The sequence below is a fragment of the Pseudoalteromonas luteoviolacea genome (assembly GCF_000814765.1).
Classification (GTDB): Bacteria; Pseudomonadota; Gammaproteobacteria; order Enterobacterales; family Alteromonadaceae; genus Pseudoalteromonas; species Pseudoalteromonas luteoviolacea_H.
In genome coordinates this window covers 109,960-132,648 of record NZ_JWIC01000008.1, presented here as the reverse complement: position 1 = coordinate 132,648, position 22,689 = coordinate 109,960, and the positions used below count along the sequence as shown (strand labels likewise).

Here is a 22,689-nt window from a genome sequence, read left to right as displayed (position 1 = left end):
TCAATTCCCCTAATTCAATTTTATTCTTTGGGCATTAGAAAATGAGGCATAGCTTGAAATAACAACTTCGTCTCCACGCTCTAATCCACTGACTATCTTGTAATAATTTTTATTTTTACCCGCGACTTTGATCGCTTTTCGGTGTGCATAGTTAGGATCATCACGGTCAACAACGAATACCCAGTTTGCACCCGATGTCGATGTATATGGTCCTCTTTTCAGCAATAACGCATTTTCTTCTGAGTCGCTCAATTGCAAGTTAACTGACAAGCTTTGGCCTCTGGTCAGTCCTTGCATACCGCTTGGTAGGTTGAGCTCAATGGTAAATTGTGACTTTTCAACAGCACTGTCGACTTTGCTGACTGTCAATTGGTGTGGCTCACTATCAATCAAAACCGCAGCGCGCATACCCACTTCAACGTCATTGATATAAAACTCATCGACCTTCGCAACTAATTTATAATTGTCTGGTAGATCAATTTGGCCAAGCCTTGCGCCACTGGGTTTTGACTCACCCAGATCCGCATCAAACTCACTTAAATGCCCAGATACTGGCGCTGTGATCAACAGGTTGCTGAGGTTTTCGCGGACCAAAACCAAAGAGGCCTGCAGCATTTTCGTACTTTCTTTTAGCTGCTCTAGTTGGTCTTGACGAATGGCGCCTTCTGTCTCCATGCGCTTTAAGGTCAGTGCTTTGCGTTTTTTGTAATACGCTAATTTTTCATCAAGCACTTTAAGCTTTTCCGCTTCAATCACGCCTTGCTTGGTCAATGGCGTCACCTGATTAATTTGTCGGACTAACTGCTGGATCTGATACTCATATTCGGTCAAATCACTTTGCAAATTTAGGTTCGACGTTTCAATCGCCAGCTGGGTATTTCGCAAGAAGTTGAGCTGCTCAGATACTTGTGCTTCGCGTGTGATGGCCTCTAATTGCAACGTCCGATTGGACAGTTGTAATAGAGGCTGGCCTTTTTCAACATACTGGCCCTTTTCAAGAAACTTTTTTTCTATGCGTCCACCAGAGACCGCATCTAGAAACACCACTGATTGGGGCTCTACTTTCGCACGCAGTGCTAACGCGTCGTTGAATACACCATGCTTCACCTTCGCGGTGGTAAGCGTTTGACGAGTGACCTTTTGAGTTGCACTGTCGGTAGAGCCAACCGAATAAACACTGACGATGGTCACCAACATAAGTGCACTGGCCGCGCCAGCCCATTTATGCCAAGAACGCTTCTTACTTTGAATAACTACATCCATATTTTCACCTACAATGCCTCGTACTAAGAGAATTAACTAGAGTTATTCAAGCAACCTGCATACCAAAACAAAAGTATATATAAATCATATAGTTAAAATATAGGTCTCGGAGAAATTATTGCTGAAGCAGCATAAGTTCTGCGTTAAGAAGCAAGGTGATTGATTGGAATTGAAAGAAATCGAATAGTACAAAAAACGACTCAATTCAAAGAAAGGAGTCGTTTGCATAAGACAAGGTAATTTGGTCAACCTAACCGTACTATTAAGTGAGTGTGATAGATCCAGTTTTCACCTTTACGTTAAGCCGATTAATCGCTGATTTCCCTAACATTTTAGCGCTTTGCCCAGTAATGAAGCGCCTGGTATCATGTTGAAAGCCCAAGCGGTTACTGATCCCACCACAAGTGACACTGCAATCCAGTTCTGCAAAGTGTTCTTGTACATTGTCTGCCAGCAAAAAGACGCTACCGGCGCGCAATGACACACTCAAGTCTTCCGTAGCGGGAACACGCACTTGATAATGCACTCTCGTTGCCTGGTTATTAAACGAAAATAACGGCCTGTTATTGCTCAATAACACATCATTGTTTGCGCTTATCTCAACACTTGCAGTCGTCGGCTCGCCTTCGAGTAAAGTGACTTGCGGCGTGATATCCACCGCATCTTGTGCTGCCACAAATTCAATGCTCAACGTGCCACTGTCCATACTGATATTCATACACCCTCCTTTTATGCCGCAGCAGAAGCCAATTCAGGCTGTGTTGTTTGCTCTGCTGCAACCAATTTACGCATTCGATAGATAAAGTAGCCATAACACCCAACGAAGGTCATAACATGCGCAAACACATCCGAAATGGCGACATACATAATGTTTTGTTCAACAAAAAACATCACAACTAACAATGGTAAAACATTACATAAGTACATGGACCATACGGTCGTAAATGTAATGCCTTTACTATCACCAAGGCCGACTATCCCCAATATATAAGGGAAGCTCGCAACCATTAAAAACCAAGGGAATATTGTGATTTGGTTATATAGAATGCTCATCTCCCATACCGCTTCTGAGGAAGAGATAGACTGCGCCAAATACGGAAATATAAACCAATATACCGCAGCAATTGCAACCCCAATCAGGAGCACCCAACGCACCATCCAGTGCACCCCTTTCTCGATGAGATCATAGTTACCTGCTCCGGCATTTTGCGCTGAAAATGGCACCACAATACCGATAACAGACATGAACAACGCAAAGATCAACCCAGTAACGTAATTCGTAATCGTGACCGCTTCTAATACACCGTTATCGAAGTAGCTCAAAATGAACACAATCAATAACATTGACAGTGTCAGTGACACACCACTGATGGTTTCACTCATGGATAACTTTAAAAAGGCACGCAGATCCGACACGGCCTGACGAAACCGTAGCGAAAAGCCAAATTTAAACCCGTAATCTCGCGTGTTGACCTGTCGCCAAATGTATATCATCGCAATTAATCGAGAGAAGAGTGTTGAGAAAATCGCGCACTCAATCACGCCATAGTCAAAATGCAGTGCCAAGAAAATAAAGCCTGGCGTACATAAAATATTGACGATAAATGCCAGTACACGGAACTTGATGATCAGCGACAAGTCCCCTGTCATTTTCACCAATAGTGCACTGTAGGTATAAGTGAGTCCCAGTACATAGCCATAAAAATAAAAGCTTAAATACGATGAGGCTTGATCAACTATTAGCGGAGAGGCGCCAAACATCATGGATAATTTATGCGCCAAAAAGTCCCCACTGACTGCCACTAAAATAGCAATCACACAGACGCTGGTAAAACCAACTTGAATAAACAAGTTGGTGGCCGAGTTATCTTTGCGGCCGTAAGCTTGGTTTGCATATATGTAGAATACTGACAAACAGCCGATGAACACAGATTCAATCACCGCCACTACAGAACCTGCAATTTTAAATGTCGCGGGTAACTGCGTGAGGTCCGTTAATGTCATCAACCAAAACATATCAACATAAATGGCGACATAATCTAGTGCAGCTAACAAAATCATCGGGACAGACATGGTTAGCAACACTTTTTTATAATTAGGCGAAGTAAAATCAAGCTGCGACATCAGCGGTTTCTCCTGTATTTGTTTCTATGATCAACTCACTGGCATACCCTCTATCGGCGATCACTGAGAAATCATCCTTCATATCCGGCAATGACTCTTCAAACACGTAAAAGTCAAAGTCGGAGCGACATAGCTTCATAATTGAGCGAGCCATAATGGGTGAAAAGAAGTCGACGTAAATCGGCTTTCGATTATTCGAAATATTGCGCTGCCCAGACTGAGCCTTGTTATAGACCCGCATAAAACATCGACTCGGTATCCCGTTCTCTTCTCGCCATTGATTGAACTCAAGTAGAAAATCCTCATCCGACAGCTGATTCGATAGAGGTGGCATTTTGCCTTGTGGTACCCAGCTTTGCTTTCTCAGCACCACCAAGTTGCGGAACTTGAGCCTTGGGAAATGAGCAATGTTGTCAGCGGGGTAATTCATCATCGACATCAGCAAACCCGCACGCATGGTGTAGTACTTCGCTTCCCCTAACGTTGACAATGCCATAATGAATTCGAGCAACTTTGGATAAAGCTGAGGAATAAATAAAGCGGTATGGCGTATATTGACGACCTCACCTGAGTGCATATTAAATAACTCTGGTTGATCTAAGGCCGTATTCCAACGCGCGCCAAGGTCCTTTAAACAAATGTCTCCGTTTTTGGCGTTTTCGGTGTTATCTAACCAAATACGGCCTTGAGCAAGACGTGGTCTGCTCGCCGTGTTAAACCCAAAACTTTCATAAAAATCATATGCATTTGTCAATTTATCGCCATAACTTTCAACGCATTGCTGTACTTCTGATGACAAATTTGCGAACGTGAAAAATCGCGAATAAGTGCGTAAATAGCCACTGTCTATATTATTTAAAACAAATTCATTTCCCACCAAACTGCCATATGCCGACAGCGTCGAAATGCGCTGATCGCTTGTCGCGTCTTTGGCCTGAATTTCTATTTCCTCTTTGCCTTGGTTTGTCCACAGCGACGCATACAATTCATAAACAGGGTTGTTGCTATCGTAAGGGTCATATTTGCCCAAACCGCCATACTTCTTCACTAAGTCAAACAGCGAAAATATATCGCTTGTTCCCACTTCTAATAAGTGCGCTTTTATTTTTTCTAAGCAAGGCGTATTAATGTAGTCAATGACCGCTTTACCAAGATAACTATCGTAGAATGCACGCAGATCATCACCAATCTTTGTAACCACTGAGCGTGGCACATTGCCTTCATAATGTGCATAGGTATTGTGATATACAAACCCAGAGTGTTTAACCGAGTTAATGCCGTATAAACTCGCGCAGCGCAGCATGATTTGATCAAACTCATAGACTAGCTCACTCAATTCGGCGTGGCTTCCGTCATTCAACTGTTGATAGACATGATTGAGGTCATTTAAATATGCCACGAGCTGCATCACTTTCTCGCTCTTAATGGGCGCCAAGAAGGCCAGCATCTTTTCAATAATGGCCTCTGACATATCATCAATATGTATGTCAGCAACAATTAAACCTTTTTCTATTAAGTGCGCGATTGCTGCGTGTGCCCCCATTTTGGTTGCACCTTCAATCAGTTCCTTACCGCTACGCACAGGTGACTTAAACAGGTCATATAACCACTGACGTTCTACCAATTTCAACTCATTGACCTGTGCGTTAAAAGAGTAAGACTCCTGATTATCAGCAAAACAATAAAACAAAAGCTCACCGTTTTTCTCAACCACATTGCCGGTAATTTTATAATTAAAACTGCCGATTTCTTCTGTGGTTACTTTTCTCAAGACTTTAAGTAACAGGGACTTATCTATATTGTACGAGCCATATACCCATTTTGAGCGCGACACCGGTTTACGCTGCGTATTGGCTATTTTTGAAAAGCCAACGGAAGTAAAGCCAGAAAATGGACTCACCTTGGTGATTGCACGGGAAATATACTTCAGTAAGGTTTCTTCATCATTGAGGTTTTTTTTGTTTTCAGCAAGCGCACTGCCTGGGTACTTCTTAGCCAACCGCACCAAATTCAGGCCACTAAAACACAATGATTTATAAAACAGATCGTTTTGCAAAACATCAGAAATGAAATCTCGAGAGCGCAACTTCGCGCTCAGTATTTCGGTTTTAAAATGCTGCTGGAGTCGCGCATATTCGTCCTGCTGCTCAACCCAACTCGCAGTCAAAGGCAATGCATCCCTACACTCAAGTGCATTAAATAGCTTGCCAATATCTTGCAGCTTGCCACTTGTGACTTTACGTTTAAATTTAATGATTTGCTTGTGATACTGTTCGTTCTTGGCCGCCATTTCATACAGTTCATGCTCGACCTCTACTTGCGCAGATGCGAGTCTCTTTTGTTCTGTTTGAATTTGAGAGTACAACGCTTCTATACGCTCTGATGACACGAGCTTTGACAAATATTCAAGCGGAATATTGTTCGATCTGATCACTGCATAAGGTACCATATTAACCTCCACTTAAACTAAATATGCGCGCTGCGCTACCGCTCTGTTTTTTGCCGACATCAAGCCATAACCGATGATTTCATGGTACTGGCCCGCATTAAGGTAACTGTCTAACTCACGCTGATTGAAGCTCTTAAATGGGCGCGAAAATAAGCCTTGTTCTGAGAACAAGTTAATAAAATACTGTGATAGATAACCAAGACACTGAGCGATTCGCTGTGCATCTGCCCCTTTTAGCGCCAAGAATTTATAGGGGACCGCTATATATAAACACGACGATAAGGTGCTAAAAGACGAGTTGTTATAGCTAAACGTTTCTTGTAACCGCTCTGCGATATCACCTTGCTTAACAAGCTCAATTTGATAGTGCGCCAAGCGGTATAATTTTGACTCACCGTCTTGCGTGTTTATCCAAGCATACAGAGCCATGTCTTCGACCGAGATATCATCAAAGCGCGTTGATACTTCAGCAATGGCCTTGTACCAGTGAAATGACAGCGCTTCGATGTCATAGTCCAAACTTGCATATTTAGGGAAATTACCCACGAATACTCACCCGAATTACGCGCTCTCGCCTTACGCATGTACCTGTGCAATAACTCAAGCTTAGGCTCATTCACCACATTCAATGCGAAGGTAAATAATGCGCTGGCAGAGCGGTTTTCTATCTGGAGCCCCAGTAAATTGGCTAGTTCATAAGCCTGTTTTGTTAAGTGGCCTAACTCAAGTGACAACAAGCTTTTTCTAAATAAGTTGTATATCTCGTTGTAGCTATCAAATCGAGGTTTGAGTATGACCCCACAGCCAGCGCCATGTTCACCGATCCGGACGATCGACATCTCTCGCTCACTAAACTCATATAAACTGCCACCATAATAAAATTGGCTGATAAACGGATAATATGAGCGAGGCGATGGATATGTGCGATGTCTCATAAACGCCATGCTGGGTGTAATACTCAAGTTAGTCGACAATAAATAAACAAATAAGCACAATTGATCCAATGGGCTCTCTGCATTTATCTGATTGCAAAGCAGATTATCAACAAGCCCATCAAAGTGTGCGCACACCTCATCCTGTGTGCCCGTTTGCACCTGATGAACGACTGACTGCTCCCACTCATCCATTGGCCAAGGCGTCTCAATATCCTCTTTTGGGTATAGGTAGCGAAACGCAAACTCATTTTGCAATATATTGTTGTTATCTCTATGCTTCATAATCTACCCCAACGGTTGTAGGTCTTCGAACTGCAAATGACTTGCATCATTTATCCAAGCTAATTTACTGGCAGCTTTGTCCACACGCTGCGAATTGACGTGGATCGGGTGGTCACCAAAAATAAGATTGATTGCACCTGGGATAAACGCGCGAGTAAAATACAAGCCCTGATTCTGTATGTAAGAAGGTGTCGACTCGGCAACATAAAGGTCATAACCATTATCGACAAGCTGCGCCTTTAAATAGGCATAGGCCGTATCCATAGATGAAACATCCGCCGCGTACTGCTCACAGAACGTGTCTACATCAACGGTGTTGCCTGTATTTCGCATAAAATCAAATTTATGTAGCTCTTGCGGGTAGCAATACGTCATATATTGATTTTCAGTGGCCTGAAAGTCAGTGCCAGCTTTAAACGTCTCGTAATCAATCGCTTTTCTGAAGAAGTTAAGTTCACAGATCCCAATCAAAGAAGCACCCTCGGCCAATGCACTATCTAACGCCTCAAGCGGATTGGTATGTGCTGAAGACGTAACCAGCGCGGCAATATTGTGCTCACTGCGGCCGAGCATTAAACACAACACCGACGGAATGCCTATATCCGTGGTAATGTCATAACACTCAACATCATATCCCTTGATATCAATCCATTTTAAGTGTTCTAAAACGGACTTTTCTCGGCAATTGCTTAGGTCGATACGTGATGGTGCTGATTTGGTATACCATGTCACCATCAATGCATCGCGCTCAATGATCTCCAAAGCACTGTAAAAAGCAGACTCGTCGGCGCTATTACCAATGGCGCACCCGCTACTGTTTGGGTTATGTAAAAACTGCTCTGGCATCACTTTTAAATAGTTCACCATGGCAGACGGTATATACACCGCTTCATCAGTTAATGCATTACGCCCACTTACCCATGAATAAGGCTTATCATCATCATAACTTGGGAAAAATTGCGCTTCTCGATCTGGCTCCACACCCCATAATTGTGCTGGATTAACAGTAGGGTACTGACCAAGTGCATGTGAGGTTTGGATCGAATCGTCTTTATCATAGTGCGCTGAAGCACGTTCAATATACTCATAAATCGCACCACGGCGCATCGTACTCATGTCTTTACCTCTACCCACACCCAGTAAATTCAATCGATTGTTGTAGCAAAAGTACGATGACTGATCTGGAGAGAAAGAGTAATTAAGATTCTCGACAGCGTGTTGGCCAAATAAGTTCTCTATCTCGTTGGCACTCAAATTTCCAAGTCGGTAACCTGGCATTGCGAATACTTTTGGCTCATCTTTTGCGATATTAGAAAAATACTTTTTCGTAAATACGCCATTGCTATATAAAAACAATTCATGGGCTTTGGGCTTATCTTTCACCACAGATAAAATCGCTAAACACTGTGCTCTAAGCATGGGTGAGTCACGCCACTTTCTTTTCCATTTAGGGTATACATTGAAATTGTCTGTGATCATATTAATCACATTGCACACCTGCTCAGACTGAGAGAATACTGGCACCAATACCAAGAGGTCGTCATTCACGATAAACACATACTCGGTATTGAGTTGCTCGCCACTCATGTCACTGGTGACACCCAAGTTAAGACCTAGTGCCTTTGCTTGTTGAGCGATAAAGTCTTGGAAATTAAGCTGCTGAGTCATGAGCCACCTCCATGACTACGCTTGAGTGCACTTTAAAATGTGCGCAACACTGCGAATATAACTCTAATAATGCTTGTTCCCACAAAGCGTCAGATGCATGCTCGGTGACACTGCTAAAGTGAACTTGGTTACCACCGACACTGACCGTAAACAGGTATTTGCCATCGATATTATTGCTGCGCTTAACTTGCACCGCGGCATCGAATTCACTGATGATAGAAAAATGGGTATAGCTCGCTTTGCCCGACAGTTTTGGTAACTCAATCGAGTAACTTGGCACCGATTGCACAGCACTGTGTACTGACTTAGCGAACGCAACTTGCTCGCGCATTTTGTCAGCGTTACGTTCATTGCTGAACCATAACTCATGTTCAATGGCCAGCTTATTTAAAATATTGTCGGCAGCTTCTTTTGCATTAAAGCCTGCCCCAGTGATCAGCAATTGTGCACCACCACGCACTTGAACGGTCACTTGGAAAACCTTCAAATATTGCTGTGACAGGTCTAACTGCTCAAAATTGACCAGTGGTGATAATGGTACTTCACATAGCTTTTGAAAATCATTGATAACGTCTACATCACCATTTTCTGCATCCTCTAATGGCAACACATCGAACTGCTTTGCCGATCCCACCATCTCTGTCATGTCTAGGCGGTAATAAAGATAACCAGGTGTGTTGTGGATCCCTAACATCATGTCGATGCCAACTGCGGCAGTCGTTGCCCCAAGCAAAGACAGGTCTCCTTTTGATGTCACAGGCTGATGTCGTTTTTGCTGTAAATTTATTCCTTTGTTCGAGATCACCGCGCATCCGTTGTGACCAACGGCTTGTACAACAAATTTTTGAGCGCCATTTTTAACAAACTGATATAGCTTTGAGTCAAATTTATCGTGCACCTGCAACACATGTGCATGTGATAAACAGTCGGCTAAGTCGCTAAAAGGCAATATCTCACAAGATTGTGATTCACTGGCTGCATGATCCGCAAACACGGACTCCAGTGTTTCATTTGTTAAGGTAAAAATGCCCAACTCATCTGCATTGATAATTTGCACATTCAGTATACCTGCTTGTGCAATCGTCTTGATTGCACCTAATAAGCTGTATCCGCTACCAATAACCAACAGCGGGCTCTGTGTCACTGACTCAACAGCAGCGATCGGAGAATCTAAATACTGAGCCGCATGAGTAAGCAAGGAAGTGCCAGCAACATGTGCGACGTCATCAGCAATGTTGAACACCATTTTGTTCTGTACTAAAAATTGATAAAAGCCTTCGAGTAATTCTTTATCTGCTTGCTCAAAGCCCTCCAAAGCCTGTTCTAATGTTCTACTTCCATCACACAATTCTATAAAGTTAAATACAACAAGGTGCTTATCTTTGCCCAAAGTCAGGATAAAGTTTTTGTTTTTAAAATTGATGTGCATTTTATCGCCGGCAGACTTGACGAATATGTCAGGTCTAACTTGTACTTTGTTCATGTCTGAATACTCCAAATTTTAGTCTCATAAACTAAAGCAGTGAGCATGCCAACTTAAAAACACTTAAAAATCATAAGCTTATAAAAATCATTGCTTTCATTATTACGCACCAAGCATGATTGTTATTGCTGTGCAATGAATACGCATAATTGACGATAAAGGAAAAAGCGATAGGCACAAAAAAAGGGGCTAATGCCCCTAAAAACAACAAGGATAGGAAATGAAAATTAGTATTGTGCACCCATGAGGTTATATTTTCGGCGCTTAAAATCTAGCTTACCCCGAGTTAGATTCAGGTTATCTAACACAGCATTAATTGATTTATTTTTACTCAATGCAAACTTAATAATTGAAGACTCGACGTTGTCGATCAAGCTCTCCAGATCAATTTGACCTTTTTCGACTCTGGCTAACTCAAGCACCAATTCATGCAAGAAGCTAGGTAAATCCCCCCCCAAATGCGCGTTGTCCGTCGCTTCAACATCTAGGTCATTCATTATACTGTCCATATTGAAGTGTTTTACGTAATCTGTGCTTTGACGAATTAACGCGTTAAACTTCATGATCTCCAGTGACTTGTAAAGCTGTCGGACATTCCCAGGCCAGTGCAACTCGCTACAAATTTCAATAAGTTGACACCGTTGTTTATGACCAAGATAAAGATTGTGTTGCTCAAAAAAGTTATCGATGAATAACGGCAATTCATCACGGCGCTCTCTAAGTGGCAATAACTTCACTTCAACACCTTGGATACGCATAAGTAAATCGAGTAGGAACTGCTTTTGTTTTACCAACTGAGGTAAATTCTGATTTGTAGCAACGACGAGTTGAAAATTACTTTGACGCTCTACAGATTCACCAACACGTGTGTAACGACCTCGATCAAGCAGTCGTAATAATTTACGCTGTGTATCCATACTCAAACAATGGATTTCATCTAAAAATAAAATGCCACCATCGGCTTCACCAACCGCACCAATGGACGAGTCTTGTGCACCGGTAAAAGCGCCCTTCTTATGACCAAATATGGTGCTATCTGCAACATCTGAGTTTAACATTGCGCAGTTAACAGAGATAAAAGGGTGCTCACCAAGAAACAGGCGTCGTTGTTGGTGTAAATGTTCTGCAAACACCCCTTTACCAGTGCCCGTTTCACCAAAAATCAAAATTGGTATATCAGGATATTGCGCTAACCCGTTTGCCATATTATAGAGCTCGTCACTTAACACAGCGGTACAGTGACTGTTTTCATGATTGGTATCATCATGCATGTCAAAAGAAGACATCATAGTTCCGTCCTTTAAGCAGTTATTGTGTGTTGTTTTTATTTTCTGGCACTCATTATGACGAAAAAGAAACGCAGGTCAAATTAGCAAAAAACCAAACATAAGCATTAAAATCATAAGCTTACAACAAAAATAATAAATGGGTAATGGCGATATTACGTCATTATATCAATCTAAATAATGAGGTAATGGCAAAGACAATTATCACCTCAGACTGTATTTATATATGCGTTTATGAAACGTGGGATCGCACCGACCGATTTATACGGTTGGTATTGTTTTATCTACAAGCAGCGCATCTCTCACCAATGCCTTTTGCTGGTATAAGATGCAATATCAATTAGCAAACCCCAATAGTGTGACCTAAAAACATCGCGCAAAACAACAGGCCTTGCACTGAGTGGCTTTTGGTGGCAAGTGCGGACTTAATATCAACAACATCATTGTATTAGGGATTTTCACTGCATTGATCAACAAGACCCTGTATTGGCAGCCTATTCTTGATGACTCATCAGTATGCATTGCACCGATTGAGCACTCAGTGAATGAGTGAAAAATATGTATTTTAAGAAGTAAGTTGAGGAGAAAGGTGAAAAACACACGTAAAAAAGCCATGATAAGCATCCCTGCCCTATCATGGCCGTCAAGTCGAACTCAAATCCAATACAAAACACGCAATAACGGGTTTTGCCGTCGCTAATCTAGCTTTAGACTTGAATCTATAAAATCAGTTAAATACACAATCTGTGATTTCTGTCGCTAAGCGAGCATCTCTCGTACCACCGGCAATTTCACGTGTCATGTCTTTGTTAAGCTCTTTTTTATTAACGATTTTGATTACTTTTTTATTAAGCTTTAGTTTCATTTTCTATGACTCTCAATCAATTGCATATACATGCGGGTTATAGTTTTTTTAGTTCATCATAAAGCAACAGTTTTGTATTTGTTGCCTCACGTTTGATGCAATCTACTTTATCAAAGCCAAGTTTTTTGTCGCTTATTTAAAGCTAATATAGTCATCAACAAAAAACATAAATAATTGATTTTAAAGCTTATAATTCACATAATAATTAAATCATATTCTAAACCTTGTTTATCGCACCTATTTACCTCCATCATTCGTGCATTCAGTCAATCGCAACTATGCCACTCAAGCTACACACACGACTCACCCAAGCGCACTCAAGACCAAAACCTGGTCAATATATTCAAACATGCAGCCTCCCCTCATCAGATAAAAACACCATCAAGTGTTAAAACCGTCAGTTTCTAAGTGGCATAAATCAAGAAGGGTTTTGTGACAAGCTAGTTGAAGAAAACAGGCATACTGATAATGGATAACAAGACTGGGATAAACCAATATAGGCAACGCACATTAAATCTAAATTGCACGCATTTAAATGTGTTAGATATAAAGTGGTCGAGGCGATACGCCTCCCTGTTAACCATTAGACTTTGTGGTGCACAGCAATGACGCACCGCGCAATGACCCCGTTATTCATTCTCAATGGGGATAAACTTACCGAACTGGTTACCGCTATTTTTTAACACGCCGATGTAAATCTGTGCACTTTGTTCTTGCGCAAAGCCATTTACTTGTAGAGATTTTATCATCGCAGAGTCTTTATCAATTTCATAAATGACTTGCTCTTGACCCGACTGCGATAGCGGCTTTTTATACACCGCAATATTATCTGTAAAATAAAGGTGGGTTTGGTCACTAGACCAAATTAAGTCTGAAAGATCAAGACGCTCAAACAACAGCGTTTTTGTATTATCAATGGTGTTATAAAGATAAAAACGATTTTTAGCGTCAGTAAATAACACCACATGCTCTTGAATAAACTTCGCCTGTGTCACCGTTCCTTGCAACAGCTCTTTATGGAAGCCACTTTCAAAGTCATACGCATAGACGTAATTTTTATTACCATGCACAACAGACTTAGTGTAAATGATACTGTGTGAATCATTCCAAAAAGCAGATTGAATACTGCCTTTAATAAACACCTCATTTTTCCATGTACCCGCTTCTAAATCATATACATGCAAATGACTTGTGGTGGTCACTAATAATGACTTTCCATCAGCAGAGACATCCAGCCCAATGGTATTTTCAAAATCTAAATCTGTCAGCTTGTATCGATTGTCGCCCTCAACACGCCACAATGAATGACGGCTCCCCTCAAGCAACATAATAAATTGGTCAGCAATGTTAAGCGGTGCAACAATCCGCTCTTGTAGTTCAACATTAGACACGGTTTCAACACGTTGAGTTGTAACATCCAAGCTCAACAAATCATAGTTTGCCCAGTCACTTGTATAGAAAAACTCACCATCGCTAAACGGTACCATTTCCCTGACTTCCGCACTGACATTAAGAGAAGACTTACTATGCGCACTCGAATCTAAGTCAAAGAAATTAAGCTCTTTATCTAAATGATTAAACCAAAAAAGAGAGTTTCTGCTTGGCATCCATTGCACGGTACGTACACGATAGTCCAAATCAGCCACCATATACTGCTCACTACCATCGACATTGGTGACAAAGATTTGTGTACCGTAAGGCTGAAAACGTAAAAATGCCAACTTATCACCTGCACCAGAAATAGACGTGTAATAGTCTCCATACGATAAAATCATCGGAGAGGTGATTTGGTACTCATTACCGCTGTTTTTTTCCCATGCAACAATGGCAGCGGCACCTTTTTTGTTGCGATAACCAAATTTACTATATATCACAACATCATCTAACCCCGTTGCACTCATCTTGTAAGATGAGTCACAATCAAAGAGTTTAGCGTGGTTACTCGGTTCATTATTGGCATCGATACTCACCTCCCACACTTCACAAACACTATTCTCACCAACGCTTATGATTTGATAAAACAAGGTATTTTGATTGGCTTTCCACCCAATTGGATAGGCATCGTAATCACTCTGAACGACAACAATATCTTGGTGCGAGTTTAAGTTTTTTAAATGAATACTACTGACAGCCTCCCGCAACCCTTTAAATGAGTATGCTACAAACTCTTTAGTATGTGACACAATCGGGTATTCATAAGTCCCCATTTTCCACACCAACGGCTCATCTTTAAACTCATACTCTGTGTCTTGTTCTGTACTCTGGAAATACTGCGCAATAAAGGCTAATACAACGACTATAAAGATCGACAGCACCAACCCTATATAGTTTAATTGTTTTGTCGTTTTTGGTGCCACCCTGTCATCCACACCGCTCTGTGTAGGTGCTGATGCCGAATTGAGAGTAAGGCTCGGCGAAGCAGATGATGGAGGACTGATATTGAGCGCCTCTTGCGATAAGCCCTTGCTCTGCTCTTCTGCTTCCACAGCGTCAAACGTTACCAACTTGACTTTTGGAACTAAGCTGTAGCCCTTTCTGTAATGCGTTTTGATAACTGTACTTGGATCATGTTCAGACTTACATGCTTTACGCAGCTCAAATATCGCCCTATTTATTGCATTATCATCAACAAACGATTGCTGCCATACGTTATCAACTAACTCTTGGCGTGTCACAATCGCATCATTGTGTTCAATGAAATAAAGTAAGGTTTTATAAAGAAGTGGCTCTAGCTCTCTGGTCTCATCACCATCAAAAATAGTCTGACGTTTAAGGTCTAGTATCCAGACCCCAAAATGCACCTCCTTTACCATTTCTAATAGACCATTATCATTCATGAACTTCAGCTATGCGTCCGTAATCTCACTCATAACAATCAAAATGCATCTGTAAGATTACATTCGATAAAGTGACTATATTTACCCAATACGAGTAAGGATAGTAATTTATTGTGAAACCTTTATCAATATATTGTTGTACGCTTGTAGAGTATAAGTCAAAAATCACCGTAATTAATAATAAAAAAATTAATAAAAACAATAAAATAATGACCATTCTTATTTTTAAGAATACTTTTACTTCTGCACGATAGTTTAAAATCTAATCGAGTTGAAACCAAAAAATAAGCAATTAATTTCGTATCAATCAACTATTAAATACACATCGCAGTGACCAGAAATCTTTTCGGTCAGTACCAGAGGAAAATACGCACTATCACACCCACAAATTAAGCCGCCACCACAGAGACATAATACGAATAGAAATATGCTAATAAAATTAGAACGATAGCAGTACTGTGGGTTTATATTTAGAATATTGTTGATCAAAAAAGGCGCTTGCGCGCCTTAATTGTGGACTAGCAATAAAGTTTCATACTAACCACCCCCAAAAGGCTCGCTATACTATAAGTTTTTCCAAGCTTTAAAAAATAAAGTTTCATACTCGATTTCTGTATTCTCAAAAAACATCAAAATTTTGAGTAATAGAGTATCATACTGAAAATTACTTTTTCATCGCTACAAATTTGAATAAAAACACCTTAATTTATTACCCACAGCACAGATATTGCCTGCTTTGTGTTTATCAGGCAGCTCACTGTAGCTGCTTACGCACCTAGTCCCTCCGGCTCAGATTAAACGCAAATAAACCCGATCTCTGACGCACTTTTGTAACTCCAACCAAATTGAAAAGAGCAAAACTCTTGTCTGGAATTCCTACGTTAAGGATGGCCTGCCTTAATTTACTGAAGAGGACAGCTCTTTCTCTCGCTCAATTAGAGTATCTATCATTGTCATGGCTCCTTTGCTTAAAACGTATCGGCTTTGACTAATTCGAAAGGCAAAGCCTCTTTTTTTGATGAACTCAAGTGCATCAATTGGGGTTTTTAATTTTAAAGTTTTAATAATTGCAATCGTTGTTTCATCATCTGCCAGCGCTGCAATATCATTACCTGTGATTCCCTGTACAGGCTCGCTTAAAAAAGCTAGCGGTTGCCCTCGCTGTGTCATGATTCGGCTAATGAGTGTTAAGATCGCAATGATTTTTAAAGACGTTTCATCAAACACGGTATCTTCGCTTTCTCTTTCAGCTATTGATTTAATTGAAAAAAATTCGCCTTCTTCGTCATGAATGAGTTCATACCCCAAGTGTCGGTATAGCTGATTGTAATGATCTTCATGCTGGCGAATTTCAAGATAAGTCTTGGACTCCACAAATTGCGCTTGTGAGATCATATATTCCTTTCGATTAATAACACTGCCGGTGTAGAAGGCACGATAAATGGTCTGCGACAATTTCTCATCAGCTTCTAAAAATGTATTACGATCCATACTCAATTAACTTCCGCCTGTTGGCTGCTTAACGAAACCAGATGACGTACCCTGTACTGGAGTTCGTATACATCATCTATAATCTTTTGATATTCATTTCTCAACTCCAGCTGATAGTTAGGTGAGTTGATAAGTCTAGACTGTACTTCGAATAGATCTGGCAATTTAAAATCCGGCCATTCCTGGCTTAGCTCTTTATGAGCCAAGGCAAGGAAGTCTTTGTTTAACGGCCAGTCAAAATTATCAACCCATCGAGCCAAGCGTTGAGAATACTGCAATTTCTTAGCTGCCTCTTTACTGATGCTTTCGGATAAAAGTACTTTTTCAATATTTTCAGGGGCATAACTTTGGACACGAGTAGCCAATTCATTGAAAGCGACTTCTAAAAATGAGGGAGATTTTTCTGTCCTGAACGGAGCTATCCTACCAAGGGCAGGACACTGAACTGACGTACCCAAGGGCTTTAAATCAGATATATCAATGAATTTGTTACGCAGATCGCCCCCAAGCGTATTTTCAAAGGCAGCAAGAACTACTGAATATGCACGATCGATCGCGCTGTGCTCGTGTAATGATTGCTGTGTTTTTTGCAGGTAAATACTGACCTGATTAGCGACTTGCTTAATTGGAGAAAATAGATCCAGGTACTGTACTTCGTAGCTCAACATCAAATATGCGCGACTCGTATCGTTTACCGTATGAAAAAAAGAACGAAAATATTCCAGAGTAAGAAAAATACCATCCCCTTCCTCATAACGGGTATGCTTATCAAGAAACACCTTCAATGGATCTATTTCTCTCTGATATAACTTAGCTGCCATGTTGTATGATTCACGCTTTGCTTCTAGCTGGGAATAACCCTGAGGATCCACTGTGGCGGATTTTTCAAATTCAACTCCAACATTTTGAAGCTTCGCAATATTAGCTCGGATCTTTCCCAGTAAATCGCTAACTCTATATATCAAATCGTCCACCCACTCTAGGTAGTCATCAGTTCCTGGTGTCGTACTCAGCTTACCGCGCTTAACCTGTCGCATCAAAGACCACAACGGTGTCATGGCTGCATTTAACGATACTTTTGTTAATGGACGGTACAGACTTACTCGGCATAACCGAAATACCTCAAACACGCTAGTATTGAATAATAACTTCGTTACTCCATCAACATTGCGGCGGTCATTGATGATCCGCGCCTGTAACAGATTATCCACATCAAATACTAAACTCACTTCATTTGCCTGTTCATCAGAAAGTTGATCCTTCAACGCTATTACAAATGAGTAAAATATTGTCTCCGGGATAGCACCAGCATGATTAATGTCTGCAAATTCGATGGTTTTGAACATCACTTCACGATAACGCAGCAATCTCTGAAGTGTCTCCAGTGTGCTAAACTGTTTATTAGTGATTTTGCCTGCCATTTACGCACCCTCAAAGGCAAGTTGAGTTGAGAGCTTACGGATGAACTCTTGCTCAGGAGAAAAGCACGTTTTAACCCGCTTTGGATCATAAGGTTCTGCTGTACTCATCTCATCCATGAAAAGGTATTGCCCGAATGCATCAATCAGATCCGCACTTTTTCCATGAGTAGTCGCACCAATCAGTGTATGGCCTTTTTCATTGAGAATTCTTGTAAGCGGTGGAATTTGTTCAGAGCTGACGGTGCCCACTTCATCCAGGATAAGCGGAAACGAAATAGCGCTGATATCATCGCATAGCCGCTGGATGAATATTTCTGCGAAGTGCATATTTATCAGGATCTGCGTTGAGGTTGATTGTGCTTTTTCATCCCACATTTCCCCCGGCTTTTTAGTCATATAGCTGGCTTGTTTAATAATATTTTCCATGCGTAATTTGCCGTCTAAACTATTTACTGCATCGGAATGTAAGAACTCTTGGAGTCTGGCATACCAGCTTGCGGGCAGAGTTGCTGCTGCATTCAAATCATCAAACTCTCGCCAACTCAGTACTAAGTCATCAAAGGCTCCATTGAGCACAACTTTAAGTTTGACTGACTCTAAGTCATTAATTGTTGCATTAGCCAGTTCCTCATTAATGCGCTGAACTGTCTGTTCTATTTTGACCTTTGTTTTATCTAATCGTTCCAACCGGTTGCGCAAGTAGCTGTTATGTAGGGCCGTATCTTTTTCGAGTTGGCTTTGTGACTGGTCAAGCGTTTGGAATTTTATAGAGAGTGTATCAAAACTCTTGCTAATGGCGGCTTGTGAGCGGTTGCTTTCCATAATTCCGTGTTCATCTTTTATTATCCCTTTTATACAAAACTGAACTAGCTGGGTATAAACGCTTTCTCTTGCGTCTTTGCTTCGTTCTAGCTTTTGGCCATAGGCTTGAAGCTCTTCCTGAAGCGGAAGCTGAATGTTTTCTGGAGAATCTGTGGGCTTTAATGATACAGTAAGATGCTGTACTCGTGGAAAACGCACACAGTCGCTCTTGATTCTGTCGTTCAACCGTGAAATTTGTAAGCATAGCTCAGCAGCTGTTTTACGCTCCGACTCAGCTTTTTCATATGCTTGTTGTGAACTTTCTAAATTCTTAAGGTTTCTCTCTTCCTCGACTTCATTCGAAGCTTTGATTTTATTTAGTATTTCTAATTCTTCTTGTACTTCTTTTTTTCGTTGAAATGACAATTCAAAGCTTTTAAGCGTGTCCAAATCTGATTTAGTCAGAATTATCTCTTTTTCTACTTTAGATACTTCCGATGCGTTATGCAGCGTGGAGTTATCGTTAAGGCGTAATAACTCCTTTTCTTCACTGATATAGCTAATCAGCTGTGCGTCACAGTCAGAAACCTGCTCACTTATTGAGCGCTCAGCAGCGTAAGCAATAAGATCAATATTTTCATCAAAAAATTGAAGATGCGCTGCGTTCAATGTAAATAGCTGAAGAAATTTTGAAATGGTTTGTATTTCATCTTCATTAAGCAAGCGCCCTGGGTTTGCGTTAACCAAAAGAGGATTGATCGAATACAATTTTCTGACTTCGTTTTCGGCTAATTGCGCCTTGATTGCCAAGGCCTCGTTATCCTCTCGTTCTTTTAGCTTTTTGAGGTTGCCAGTTTCCCGCTGGATCAGCTCCTTCAGTTCTTCTAGCCTGATTTGACGTGCGCTGGCATCTTGATACTGAGTTAACTTTTCCTTCCTTTCTTGAAGGTGCTCTTCTAAAGCATCGAGTACTTCAGATGTAGAAAGGCCTGGGTATGGCTGACAAATAAGTTCGCATTTTTCTAATATTGACTCACGCCGTTTTAGCTCTCTTTCACAGTTACCGATATCGTGCCGGTTTATCTTGAGTGTCTCTTCGCCCTCCTTTAACACTTTATCTGCTTCTTCATAGGCCGATTTTAACGGCTCCACTTTCAGACAAAGTAAACCGTGCTTCTGCTCATGATACTGTCTCAACGCGTCAATATTTATCATTAGCTGAGCGTAATCCAGTTCGTGTGTTTGTTGTGCTTTTTGAATTTCAAACTCTTTGGTTAATGCTTCAAAAGCAGGAATATTGGCTTTTAGCTGATCCAACTCAACCCGTTCGTTCTCCAGCCTGTCGTGATCATTAATAAGCTGTTTTACATCTACTTCCAGAGGTTGCGAGCCTTGCTCCTGAGAATCAATGGCCGTCGCCGTCATTAGTTGTAGGGATTTTCCGTCTTGGTTAAAGAGTAACTTGACCAACGCACGCAGAGACTCAATTGAGTTTTTTGACAAATCATGCAGCGGGTAAATTACAAATGGACACTCATCCGGATGCAAAACATCGATATTATATAGCTGTTTTTTGAGCTCATCTGTATTGCGAATAAGCGCCGTTGTTTTGTTGACTTCTTTCAACGCGCTAAACAAATTTTCCCCAGGGGGGGAGTCTGGTCTTCCACCACTTGTTCCTTTTGATTTGTCCCAAAACAAATGCGCGATATCCTCAAATGGAGACGCTATAAAAAGTCGGTTAAGCTTGTAGTTGTTACCAGCAGAAATAATCTGACAATGACGCCGTATTCCACCCCCAATAAGCTTGTGCTCCACCTCTAGGATCAGCTTGCTATGAACCGACTGGAAGTAATAGTTTTTCACCTCATCCTTAGTGTAATACTCTTGTTCGGTCGTGCTCTCGGGAGTTTTAAAGGCAAATTTTTTATCACAATCATTTAGGTTAAGCTCAGGAAGCAAGAAAAAGCGCACAGCATTTACGATGCTTGTTTTCCCCCAGTTGCCTTTAGCTAATAGGACGAGGTTGCTATCCAGTGGAACCTCGACATAAGCAAAAGAAGCAGAATCAACGGCGATTATTCGCTTTAAATTTACAGAAAACCTATTATTCATATTCTTCTCCTAAGAATATTTCTTGCTCAATAAAACCCAACCCTTTAGAAAACAAAGAAGCTAATTCGGCAAATTTCCAATGATGTGCCTTATCTAGTGCCTTTATAAATTGCTTCTGCTTGTCAGGTTTCTGGCAATAGCCGTGGTAACAGGCAAGGTTTGAAGGCATTGTGAATATTATTCTGTCGCCGAGTTGCTTCTGTAATGTTTCAAATATCTCTAACCCGGCCAAGTCGTAGTCTGGACAGTAATACACTTTTTCAAATTGTGATAAAAACCGCTGTGTTTGCTTGTGAGTGATAGCGTTACCTGAAGAAAAAATAATTAGCGATTCCACGCCAATATCTTCAAGCTCCATAGCAACAAGGAAGTCTTCACTGAACGTAAAACAGTCACTGTTCTCAATAAGAATAACCGACGTTAAGTGGTCAAAATTGGACATTTCTTCCGGCGCTTTCTCAGGGGAGCACTCAATGGCAATATGGGTTTGAGCTTTTAGACCAAATTTCGCTGTGAGGTATGCAGAGTGTGTGCTATGACGATGAGAGTTGCCTTGTTTAGCCGCGTGTATGCGTGAGCGACTGGGAGCATACTTTGCCAGTAACTTATCAAATAAACCATAGTTGGAAATGCGTATAAAATATCGTTCCGGTCGAACAAATTCAGCCACGCCCAGAGAATCAAAATTTACATGCTCATTATTAAGTAGCGTTATAAAACGAGTTGCGTTTATAGGCCTACCGGACTCAATCGCTTTCAAATAAGGATACAAGTTCATTTTATGCCTCAGGGAAAAAATATTCGTTGATGTCGTCTGAATTCAAGACAACCAAAGGAAAGGCTTTTCCGGAAACTTTCTCAGGATCTTTAGCTATTCTGTAATACTGAATAGTGTAATCAACCAGAGCTCCGCGAGTACGTATTTTAAATGGTTTGTCATAGCCAAAATCATTGAGTACCAAATTTTGTTCTTCTTGAGTCAGTTCGGGGTGTGGGCCTATTTCAATGTCGACAAAAGTAAACCAAATAATATCTTGCTGAAAGCTGATGCTGGACTTTCCTTTAAGTTCTACCCTCATAATTCGGCCTAGGTTAAAGTCAGCAAAGCATTCCCGAGAATGACAATAAGCTCGGCAATGCCAGCGCAAACCATCATTAGCAATTGCGAATGGCTTAATCAGACGGCTTTGTCCAAGAGGATTAGTGCGACTCCGATAATCAATCATCACTTCTTTTCCCATCCGGATAGCTTTAAATAGCAGCCTTGTTACTTCTGGATTAGGAGACTGAATAGGAGTTAAGCCTTTTGAGAATGCCGATAAACCATATGTCTGTGATACGTATTGATTGGCGTTATGAAATATAAAGTCCACGTAGTCAGACCATGCAGGCCGCGTAAACTTTGGAGTAAACTTAGCAGTCGGTATGAATACTTTTTCAGGATCTTTGCCATCGAATACAAGATTGCCTGGGTGTGCTTGACGATACAAAAGAATAGCTTTTGAGATCACATTTACATGCACACCGAAGAAACGGGATAAGCGTGTGGCATTTGTCCCACCTTCCCAGTAGATCATGTACTCTAGGGCTTTGAACCTTTCGATTTGTTGGCTAGTTAATTTTCTTTTCGTATCCATTTATATGATGTACACAATTTTAGTGTATACAA

At 41.1% G+C, this 22,689-nt stretch carries 16 protein-coding genes; all 16 read right to left on the bottom strand.

Translation table 11 applies throughout. The annotated features are described in order from the left end of the window. Positions 1-9: 9 nt before the first annotated feature. The 16 genes from JF50_RS20265 to JF50_RS20190 all read right to left on the bottom strand — a co-directional run bounded on the left by JF50_RS20265 (position 10) and on the right by JF50_RS20190 (position 22,657). Positions 10-1,263 (bottom strand): efflux RND transporter periplasmic adaptor subunit, encoded by a 1,254-nt coding sequence (locus tag JF50_RS20265; protein ID WP_039611199.1) that lies wholly within the window; start codon positions 1,261-1,263, stop codon positions 10-12. Between the two features lie 262 nt (positions 1,264-1,525). After that, complete coding sequence (locus JF50_RS20260; RefSeq protein ID WP_039611198.1) at positions 1,526-1,981, bottom strand: hypothetical protein; 456 nt, start codon at positions 1,979-1,981, stop codon at positions 1,526-1,528. Between the two features lie 11 nt (positions 1,982-1,992). Then, positions 1,993-3,387, bottom strand: coding sequence for an MATE family efflux transporter (locus JF50_RS20255; RefSeq protein WP_039611197.1), 1,395 nt, complete (start codon positions 3,385-3,387; stop codon positions 1,993-1,995). Beyond that, positions 3,374-5,836: a lantibiotic dehydratase gene (locus JF50_RS20250; protein ID WP_039611196.1), complete on the bottom strand. Its 2,463-nt coding sequence runs from the start codon at positions 5,834-5,836 to the stop codon at positions 3,374-3,376. The genes JF50_RS20255 and JF50_RS20250 overlap by 14 nt, the downstream gene beginning before the upstream one ends. 12 nt (positions 5,837-5,848) lie before the next feature. After that, positions 5,849-6,265: a hypothetical protein gene (locus JF50_RS20245; protein ID WP_039611195.1), complete on the bottom strand. Its 417-nt coding sequence runs from the start codon at positions 6,263-6,265 to the stop codon at positions 5,849-5,851. Next, positions 6,244-7,053: a hypothetical protein gene (locus JF50_RS20240; protein WP_039611194.1), complete on the bottom strand. Its 810-nt coding sequence runs from the start codon at positions 7,051-7,053 to the stop codon at positions 6,244-6,246. The genes JF50_RS20245 and JF50_RS20240 overlap by 22 nt, the downstream gene beginning before the upstream one ends. Before the next feature lie 3 nt (positions 7,054-7,056). After that, positions 7,057-8,721, bottom strand: a complete 1,665-nt coding sequence (locus JF50_RS20235) for a YcaO-like family protein (RefSeq protein WP_039611193.1) — start codon at positions 8,719-8,721, stop codon at positions 7,057-7,059. After that, complete coding sequence (locus JF50_RS20230; protein ID WP_039611192.1) at positions 8,705-10,204, bottom strand: hypothetical protein; 1,500 nt, start codon at positions 10,202-10,204, stop codon at positions 8,705-8,707. Before JF50_RS20230 ends, JF50_RS20235 begins: the two co-directional genes overlap by 17 nt. Before the next feature lie 227 nt (positions 10,205-10,431). Beyond that, entirely contained in the window at positions 10,432-11,493 is a 1,062-nt protein-coding gene (locus JF50_RS26395) for a sigma 54-interacting transcriptional regulator (protein WP_052262579.1), read from the bottom strand. Between the two features lie 724 nt (positions 11,494-12,217). Beyond that, positions 12,218-12,355: a hypothetical protein gene (locus tag JF50_RS27260; RefSeq protein WP_160290501.1), complete on the bottom strand. Its 138-nt coding sequence runs from the start codon at positions 12,353-12,355 to the stop codon at positions 12,218-12,220. Positions 12,356-12,984: 629 nt separating this feature from the next. After that, positions 12,985-15,192 carry a winged helix-turn-helix domain-containing protein gene (locus JF50_RS20220; protein ID WP_039611191.1) on the bottom strand — a complete coding sequence of 736 codons (2,208 nt, stop codon included), beginning with the start codon at positions 15,190-15,192 and terminating at the stop codon, positions 12,985-12,987. A gap of 897 nt (positions 15,193-16,089) precedes the next feature. After that, positions 16,090-16,683 carry a condensin complex protein MksE gene (locus JF50_RS26390; RefSeq protein ID WP_052262577.1) on the bottom strand — a complete coding sequence of 198 codons (594 nt, stop codon included), beginning with the start codon at positions 16,681-16,683 and terminating at the stop codon, positions 16,090-16,092. A 2-nt stretch (positions 16,684-16,685) separates the two neighbouring features. Beyond that, positions 16,686-18,104, bottom strand: a complete 1,419-nt coding sequence (locus JF50_RS20205) for a hypothetical protein (protein ID WP_039611189.1) — start codon at positions 18,102-18,104, stop codon at positions 16,686-16,688. Then, complete coding sequence (locus tag JF50_RS20200; RefSeq protein WP_039611188.1) at positions 18,105-21,020, bottom strand: hypothetical protein; 2,916 nt, start codon at positions 21,018-21,020, stop codon at positions 18,105-18,107. Next, positions 21,013-21,798: a Wadjet anti-phage system protein JetD domain-containing protein gene (locus JF50_RS20195; protein ID WP_039611187.1), complete on the bottom strand. Its 786-nt coding sequence runs from the start codon at positions 21,796-21,798 to the stop codon at positions 21,013-21,015. The genes JF50_RS20200 and JF50_RS20195 overlap by 8 nt, the downstream gene beginning before the upstream one ends. 1 nt (position 21,799) lies before the next feature. After that, the gene (locus JF50_RS20190) at positions 21,800-22,657 is read right to left on the bottom strand and encodes a WYL domain-containing protein (RefSeq protein ID WP_039611186.1); all 858 of its coding nucleotides are present in this window, start codon (positions 22,655-22,657) and stop codon (positions 21,800-21,802) included. Positions 22,658-22,689 lie beyond the last annotated feature (32 nt).